General features: G+C 69.7%; 6 protein-coding genes and 1 pseudogene. 5 read left to right on the top strand and 2 right to left on the bottom strand.

Going from position 1 to position 7,204, the window contains the following annotated elements; all coding sequences use genetic code 11:
• The first annotated feature begins 207 nt into the window (after positions 1-207).
• Positions 208-1,272, top strand: a complete 1,065-nt coding sequence (locus DAT37_RS10420; protein ID WP_109524554.1) for a serine hydrolase domain-containing protein — start codon at positions 208-210, stop codon at positions 1,270-1,272.
• A gap of 52 nt (positions 1,273-1,324) precedes the next feature.
• Positions 1,325-2,260 (top strand): MerR family transcriptional regulator, encoded by a 936-nt coding sequence (locus DAT37_RS10415; RefSeq protein WP_109524553.1) that lies wholly within the window; start codon positions 1,325-1,327, stop codon positions 2,258-2,260.
• Positions 2,261-2,404: 144 nt separating this feature from the next.
• Here the strand turns inward: DAT37_RS10415 and DAT37_RS10410 are convergent, their stop codons facing one another.
• The gene (locus tag DAT37_RS10410) at positions 2,405-3,937 is read right to left on the bottom strand and encodes a M28 family metallopeptidase (protein WP_109524552.1); all 1,533 of its coding nucleotides are present in this window, start codon (positions 3,935-3,937) and stop codon (positions 2,405-2,407) included.
• A gap of 335 nt (positions 3,938-4,272) precedes the next feature.
• Here DAT37_RS10410 and DAT37_RS46360 point away from each other — a divergent pair.
• From DAT37_RS46360 to DAT37_RS10400, 3 genes and pseudogenes are all read left to right on the top strand, one after another.
• Positions 4,273-4,596: pseudogene (locus tag DAT37_RS46360) on the top strand (alpha/beta fold hydrolase); the annotation flags it as partial.
• Between the two features lie 149 nt (positions 4,597-4,745).
• Positions 4,746-5,111, top strand: coding sequence for an alpha/beta fold hydrolase (locus tag DAT37_RS45335; protein WP_232839654.1), 366 nt, complete (start codon positions 4,746-4,748; stop codon positions 5,109-5,111).
• Positions 5,112-5,739: 628 nt separating this feature from the next.
• Positions 5,740-6,114, top strand: coding sequence for a hypothetical protein (locus tag DAT37_RS10400; protein WP_232839653.1), 375 nt, complete (start codon positions 5,740-5,742; stop codon positions 6,112-6,114).
• A gap of 108 nt (positions 6,115-6,222) precedes the next feature.
• On the opposite strand, the gene DAT37_RS10395 is transcribed toward DAT37_RS10400, so the two are convergent.
• Positions 6,223-7,204 (bottom strand): MFS transporter (locus tag DAT37_RS10395; protein ID WP_109524551.1); only part of this gene is annotated, 982 nt, incomplete at its 5' end.

Genomic DNA, 7,204 nt, shown 5'->3' with positions numbered 1-7,204 from the left:
CCGACCCCGCATTCGCGACCGCCTTACGCCGCCTCATCGCCGAGAAGATCGCACCTCTCGCCTCACAGGCCCCACCGCATTCACCGCGAATAGAGATGAACGCCACTGGCTACGATCAAGCGCGAATCCAGCAATCAGCCGGAGACATGTATATCAATCAGCAGAACGACTAAAACGCCCCCGCCGGCCCCCACCTCTGCCGCACCGATGCCGCGCGGCGCCCGTAGCCGTCGCCATGGGAAGGGCTGCGGGAAGGGCTTACGCGCCGCGGCCGTCGCACTGCTCCTGGCGCTGCCGGCGTGCACCGCCGGACCACCCACCCCACCAAGGCCCGCGGCGACCCCCACGGCCACCCCGACGAAGACCCCAGCCGGGCCACCGCATGTCCGGGCGGAAGCCGAACGGCTGGTGCGCGCGGGCGCGCCGGGAGCGGTGGCTTACGTCCTGGACGGCGAGCGCGTGTGGCAGGCCGCCACGGGCAGCGCCGGCGAGGGGGAGCCGATGCGGACCGGCCACCGGTTCAGGATCGCCAGCATCACCAAGACCTTCACCGCCGCCCTCGTGCTCCAGCTCGTACGCGAGGGACGGCTGTCGGTCACCGACGAGGTCGAGCGCCTGCTCCCCGGCGTGATCGGCACCCGCGCCACCGTGGCGGACCTGCTCAGGCACACCAGCGGCATCCCCGACTACCTGACCTCGCCCGGCTTCACCAGGGCGCTGAAGGGCGGCGGTCACCTGAAGAGGTGGCCGCCGCGCGAGCTCGTCGCCCATGCCGGCGCCGCGGGCCCGCCCGGCACCTTCGCCTACTCCAACACCAACCACATCCTCCTCGGCATGATCCTGGAGAAGCTGCGCCGCAGGCCGTACGGACAGCTAGTCCGAGAGCGGATCGCCCTCCCCGCGACCGAGCTGCCGACTACCCTGACGCCCGCGAGCCTCGCGCACGGCCGGGACGGGGCCGCCAGAGTGCACGCGTCGATCTTCTGGAGCGCCGGCGGGCTCGTCTCGACCGCGGCGGACGTGGCCGCCTTCTACCGGTCCCTCTTCGGCGGTGCCCGGCCGGAGGGCCGGGCGATGCGCGAGGGCAGGTTCGGCGTCTTCGCCGAGCGGCTGGGCTGCGGCGTGCACGTCCTCACCCACTCCGGCCTGATACTCGGGTACGGCGGCGCCGCCATGAGCACCGAGGACGGCCGCCGCGTGGTCGTGGTACAGGTCAACGCGAGCATGGCCGGCGACGCCATCGCCGCGGCGGAACGGCTCATGTGCGGTTGACTCCGGAGACGGGGCTTGAGTCTCCACCAGAGGGAGGCACCAGGGTGAGCGCATGAACGGCGACAGGCTCTACTCGATCGGCGAGCTGGCCCGGATGGCGGGCCTGACGGTCAAGACCATCAGGTTCTACTCCGACCGTGGGATCGTGCCGCCGACCGACCGCAGCCCGGCCGGCTACCGCCTCTACGGCATCGACGCGCTCGCCCGCTTGGACCTCGTCCGAACGCTGCGCGCCCTGGGCCTGGACCTTCCCACGATCACGAAGATCGTGGACCGGGAGATCTCGCTTCCCGATGTCGCCGCGGCCCACGCCGAGGCACTCGAGGTGCGGATCCGGGTGCTATGCCTGCGGCGCGCGGTGCTGGCGGCTGTGGCCAGGCGCGGCTCCACCCCAGAGGAGATGGAACTCATGCACAGGCTCGCCAAGCTGTCGGAGGATGAACGCCGACGTCTGATCGGCGACTTCCTAGACGCCGCCTTCGGCGGCCTGGACGCCGATCCGGCATTCACGGCGATCAGGTGCTCGATGACCCCCGAACTCCCCGACGACCCCAACGCCGAGCAGATCGAGGCGTGGGTGGACCTGGCCGAACTGTCGCAGGACCCGGACTTCCGCACCGGCCTGCGGCGCGTGGCCGAACAGCACGCGGCCGAGCGTGACACCCCTGGAGGAGTCCCGCGCCGCGACCTGGTCGCCATGGTCCGTGACCAGGTGGCCCCGGCCCTGACGGCCGGCCTCGCTCCGGCCTCCCCGCAGGCCGACCCCGTCGTGGCGGCGATCACGGCGCACTACGCGCGCACCCTCGGCCACGCCGACCACGCCGACCTCCGGCACAGGCTGCTGACCCGGCTGGAGACCGCGAACGACCCCCGCAGGGAGCAGTACCTCCAGTCCCTCGCCGTCATCAACGGCTGGCCGCCCCCGGAAAGCACGGCCCCCGCACTCGACTGGCTCATCCAGGCCCTGCGCGCCCGGCTGCCCGGGTAGAGCGCGAACTCGTCCCCACTCGGCGGCACAGCACGGCCCCCGCCGCCTGCGCTTTCCAGACGGCGGGGGCCGTGCGCTGTTCACCCGAAAGGGCGTTCACCCGAGACGGTGGTCACCCGAGAAGGGCGTTCACCCGAGGAGGTGTTACTCGCTCACCGTGTGGCCGTGATCGTGGTCGTCACCGCCACCGCCGGTGCCGGGAGTGGTGGAGCCGGGAGTCCCGCTGCCGGGCAGTTCCTTGCTGTAGGCGTAGACCAGCGCGGCGGTGGCCACGGCGCCCGAGTTGATCGCCAGGGCCTCGTCGTTGATGTTGGCGAGGTTGTCGCACTCCTGGTGGTAGCACTTGTCGTAGGCCACACCCGCCTGGCCGCCGAACTTCGCTGCCTCGTCCTCGGTCTTGATGCCCTCGGCGCCGGTGAACAGGCCACCGGCCGGGATGCCGACCTCGATGAAGGGGCCGTAGTCGGAGCGCCCGGTGAAGTCGGTGCCGACGAACGGCTTGCCGATCGTGGTGTAGTACTTCTCGAAGAGCTTCTCGATCTTGTCGGATCCGGGCGGTCCGGCCGGGGCGCCGACAGCGTCGGAGTCGTCGCCGTCGTAGATGCCGAACGTGTAGTTCGGTGAGGCGATCATGTCGAAGTTCAGATAGAGCTTGATCTTGGCCCTCTCCTCGGCGGAGAGGTTGGCCACGTGGTGCTCGGAGCCGAGCAGGCCGAGCTCCTCGGCGCCCCAGAAGTAGAAGCGGAGCTTGTTCTTGGTGGGCAGGGGCGCCAGCCTCAGCGCGGTCTCCAGGATCGCCGCGCTGCCCGAGCCGTTGTCGTTGATCCCCGGTCCGGCGACCACGCTGTCGAGGTGCGCGCCGAGGGCGACGACCTTGTCGGGGTTGCCTGAGCGGTGGTCGGCGATGATGTTGCGGGTCTTGCGGTGCAGGTCGCTCTCGGTCCTGGTCTTGAGCTGGACGGCGGTGCCGGCCGCGGCGAGCTCGTTGCCCGCGGCGAAGGTGGTGCCCACGACCGGGATGGTGAACGGGACGCCGAGGGTGCCGTTCAGCAGCCCGTCACGGCCGGGCTGGCCCTCGTTGAAGATGATCACCGCACTGGCGCCGGCGGCCAGCGCGTTCTCCACCTTGATCTGGAAGGTGCAGGTGCCGCGCTGGAGCAGGGCGATGTTGCCCGTTGTGAATCCGGCGAAGTCGCTCGCCTCGCACCCGGAGGTGGAGCTCGGGGCGGGGGTCGGCGGGAGGACCAGGTCCACACCCTGCACGGTGCCGCTGACGTCACCCGACCCGGAGTACGTCATGGTCGCGAAGTCCGTATCGGGGACGTACGTCTTGGGGCTGGGAGCGGTCCTCGCTAAGGCCGGCTTCTCCAGTTCCCGGAAGAACGGGAACTCGAACTCCTGGAGCGTGACCCGATAGCCGGCCTTGCGCAGCTTGCCGGCGACGTAGTCCACCGACCGGTCGAAGCCCGGGGTACCCGAGGCGCGCGTGCCGCCGTTGGCGTTGGCGATCTCCTGCAGCTTCTCCAGGTGCCGCTTCACCGTGGGTGCGGTGAGACTCCTGCTGAACGCCGCGGGATCGGGGTCCGCGCTGGCCGGGGCGGCCGAGACGAGGGGGAGAGCCATGGCCGAGGCCGCGGTGACGGCGGCCAGCACGCTCCGATACACGCGTTTGCGCATGCGAAACTCCTCTATCACCAGTAGAGCCGGACAACCCCCGTAATCGCGATCAAACGGAACATAGTGTTACTTACTAAGATCTTGAAAGCCCTGGCTCGAATTTGTTATCGACCGGAGTCGAACCAGTCGCCCGGAGGTAGCCACATCCGGGGCCGCCGGACCGGCCTTCGACCCAGGAACGGAAGGTCAATATCCACGGCCGGCCACATACCGCACGCAATTCGACCGTGATCATCACTCCGACGTGATCATGCAGCCAGGGAGGGGTCCGAACAGCGGTCGCCCGGTCGAATACCAGTTGCTCTGGCCGGAATGCCGCTGAAAGAATCACGGCCATGCCCGCCTTTCCCGCACACGATGGAACCGACCTCGCCTACCACGTGTGCGGAGCGGGCAGCCCGGTGATCTGCCTACCGGGCGGCCCGATGCAGGACTCGGTCTACCTCGGGGACCTCGGCGGCCTGTCGGCACATCGGCAACTGATCATGGTGGACCCTCGGGGCACCGGCCGGTCCGGGACACCGGCGGACGCCACGTCCTACCGCTGTGACCGGCTCGTCGATGACGTCGAGGCCCTGCGCGAGCACCTCGATCTTGACCAGTTGGACCTGCTCGGGCACTCCGCGGGCGCGAACCTGGCGGTTCTCTATGCGGCCCGACGCCCGGCACGTGTCAGCAAGCTCGCTCTGATCACCCCCAGCACCAGGGCCGTCGGCATCGAGGCCACCGGGAGTCCCGGCTCGCGACCGCGCGGCTCCGCAGGGACGAGCCCTGGTTCGGACCGGCCTACGCGGCTCTTGAGGAGATCGTGGCCGGCAATGCCACCACCGGCAGCCGGAAGGCCATCGACCCCTTCCTCTACGGGCGATGGGACGCGGCGGCACAGGCCCATCAGGCGACCCACGACAGCCACCGGAACGCCGAAGCCGCAGCCGCCTTCGGCGCCGAGGGCGCGTTCGACCCGGACGCCACTCGCACGGCACTCGCCGCCTTCCACGCCCCGGTGCTGCTGCTAGCCGGGGAGTTCGACCTGAACACGCCCCCGAGCGCCGCGGCCGAATTCGCCGAGCTGTTCCCGAACGCCGAGTTCGCCGTTCAACCAGAGGCAGGCCATCATCCATGGCTCGACGACCCCGACAGGTTCGTGGCGACGACCGCGACGTTCCTCGGCTGAGCGTCGGCCCGAGGCAGACCGGGAGAGTCAGCGGATGATCCGACCGCGGTAGGCGACCGACACCAACGGCCCCAGGCACGGGTGGTCCGCCCGAAACGACTCACGGAACCGGCCAGAACCCCATGACCGGGCGACCTGCTCGAAGGTCTCCCAACTGGTGAACGCAGGCACCAGAACCCTTCCCTGTCCGGCCATCCGGTCCAGCGACGCCTTGAGCCCCTCCTAGCCGACCACCCAGGCCGCGTACGCAGGGAGCCGGTCCGCGGAGCCGGACACGCGCAGGATCGTCACCCCGGCCGCCAGATGCTCGCGCCCGTGCCACCGGAGCAGCCCCGCGTCAAGCGGGCCCCCGAACGCAGGGCGCCTTGGTGCCTGTGCGCGTCCACGACGGCAGCACGACGCTCTAGCACTCGACCCGCTCGACCGCTCGAACACGAGCCCGGATGCCAGGACCCGTGTGCGCCGGCCCAGCCCAACCCTCTGGAACATCCGGCGACAACATCGTGACAGATCGGGTGGAAGTAGCCTGAGCGCCATGCACCCGCCCGCGCCGTTCTCCCCATGGAGCCAGCCGAGCCAGCCGCCCCCGCCCGTACCCTCCGGGGCGCAGGCGTATCTCATCCTCGATGTGAGGCGACACTGGATCGGCTTCATGCTGAGCATGATCACCCCCAGAATCATCCTCAACGGCCACCAGACGCTGGGCAGATGGGGCCGCAACACGATCCCGCTTCCTCCCGGCCAGTACCACCTCCACATCCACCTGCCCTATTTCCTCCCCCCACAGATCGGCCCCGCGGACCTGACGGTCCGGCTCCAGCCCGGGATGGCGCTCGAAGTCGAATACCGCGCCCCCATGTGGGCCTACTCCCGAGGCTCTCTCGGCCCCGCCCCCCAACCATGGAACGGAAAGGGCTGCGTGATCGCCCTGCTTGCGGTCGCGGGGGGCGCACTGGCGCTCATGCTGATTCTGATCGTCATCGCGGCACTCTCGCTCGGCTGAGCCCGCCGCATTCTCCGAGGCCCGCCCCGTCATGATGGGGCGATCCCCTCCGGGGGAACTTGATCCGCTGCTTGTCGGGCAGGCGCGCAGCCCGCCCGACAAGAGAGATCAAGCCTCGCGCTCCACCGCCGTCAGGCCGGTTTCATCGGCGGGTTCCTCGAGCACACCGGCGTTGTTCGCTCGGGCCGGTAGGAGCAGTGCGGCGACGACCACAGCCACGGACAGCACCGCGCCGATGATGAAAGCCAGCCGCATGCCCTCGAGGTTGGCGAGTGCCTCGGTGACTCCCGCGGACTTCAGGGCATCGGATCGCGCGCTCATCACGGTGATCACGAGCGCGGTGCCGAAGGCCGCGGCGACCTGCTGCAGCGTGCTCAGGATCGAGCTGCCGTGGGGGTAGAGCGGCGGGGGAACCGCTCCGAGCCCGAGGGTGAAGACCGGGGTGAAGGTCGCGGCAAGGCTCACCATCAGCAGCGCGTGCAGAGCGAGGAGCTGCCAGAACGGCATGGTCATCGTGACCTGCGTGAAGCCGGTGAGCGCGAGCGTGATCCCGATCGCGCCGGGGATGACCAGAACCCGGCCGCCGAACTGGTCGAACAGGCGGCCGACGGTCGGACCGAGCAGCCCCATCGCGAGGCCGCCCGGCATCACGAGGAGCCCGGTCTGCAGGGGGCTCAGCGCGCGGACGTTCTGCAGGTACAGCGGCAGCAAGATCATCGATCCGAGCATCGCCATGAAGGCCACCGACATCAGGATCAGCGCGACCGTGTAGGTGCGGTGGCGAAGGGTGCGCAGGTCCATCAGCGGCACACCGCGCTTCTGCAGCGACAGCTGGCGGACGACGAAGACGGCGATGGCGATCAGGCCGGCCGCCACGATCGCGGCGGCGACGCGGACGTCACCGCCCTCGAACCGGCTGAGCCCGTAGACCAGGCCGCCGAAGCCGGCAGCGGCGGTCACCACGCTGAACCAGTCGATGGTGCTGAACTGGGGCTCTCCGACGTTCTTGAGCTGCTTCAGGCCGCGCCATGTGATCACGGCGGCGATGGGAAGCACCACGGCGAACAGCAGCCGCCAGGACCCGAATTGG

This window comes from Nocardia aurea, from assembly GCF_003123685.1.
In the GTDB taxonomy this organism is placed as follows: domain Bacteria; phylum Actinomycetota; class Actinomycetes; order Mycobacteriales; family Mycobacteriaceae; genus Nocardia; species Nocardia aurea.
The sequence above is the reverse complement of the archived record's forward strand: the minus strand, read 5'-3'. Positions and strand labels throughout refer to the sequence as shown.

Coding starts and splice junctions, on each gene's coding strand:
- DAT37_RS10410 (WP_109524552.1), bottom strand. CDS start 3,937: ATGCGCAAACGCGTGTATCGGAGCGTGCTGGCCGCCGTCACCGCGGCC.
- DAT37_RS10420 (WP_109524554.1), top strand. CDS start 208: ATGCCGCGCGGCGCCCGTAGCCGTCGCCATGGGAAGGGCTGCGGGAAG.
- DAT37_RS10415 (WP_109524553.1), top strand. CDS start 1,325: ATGAACGGCGACAGGCTCTACTCGATCGGCGAGCTGGCCCGGATGGCG.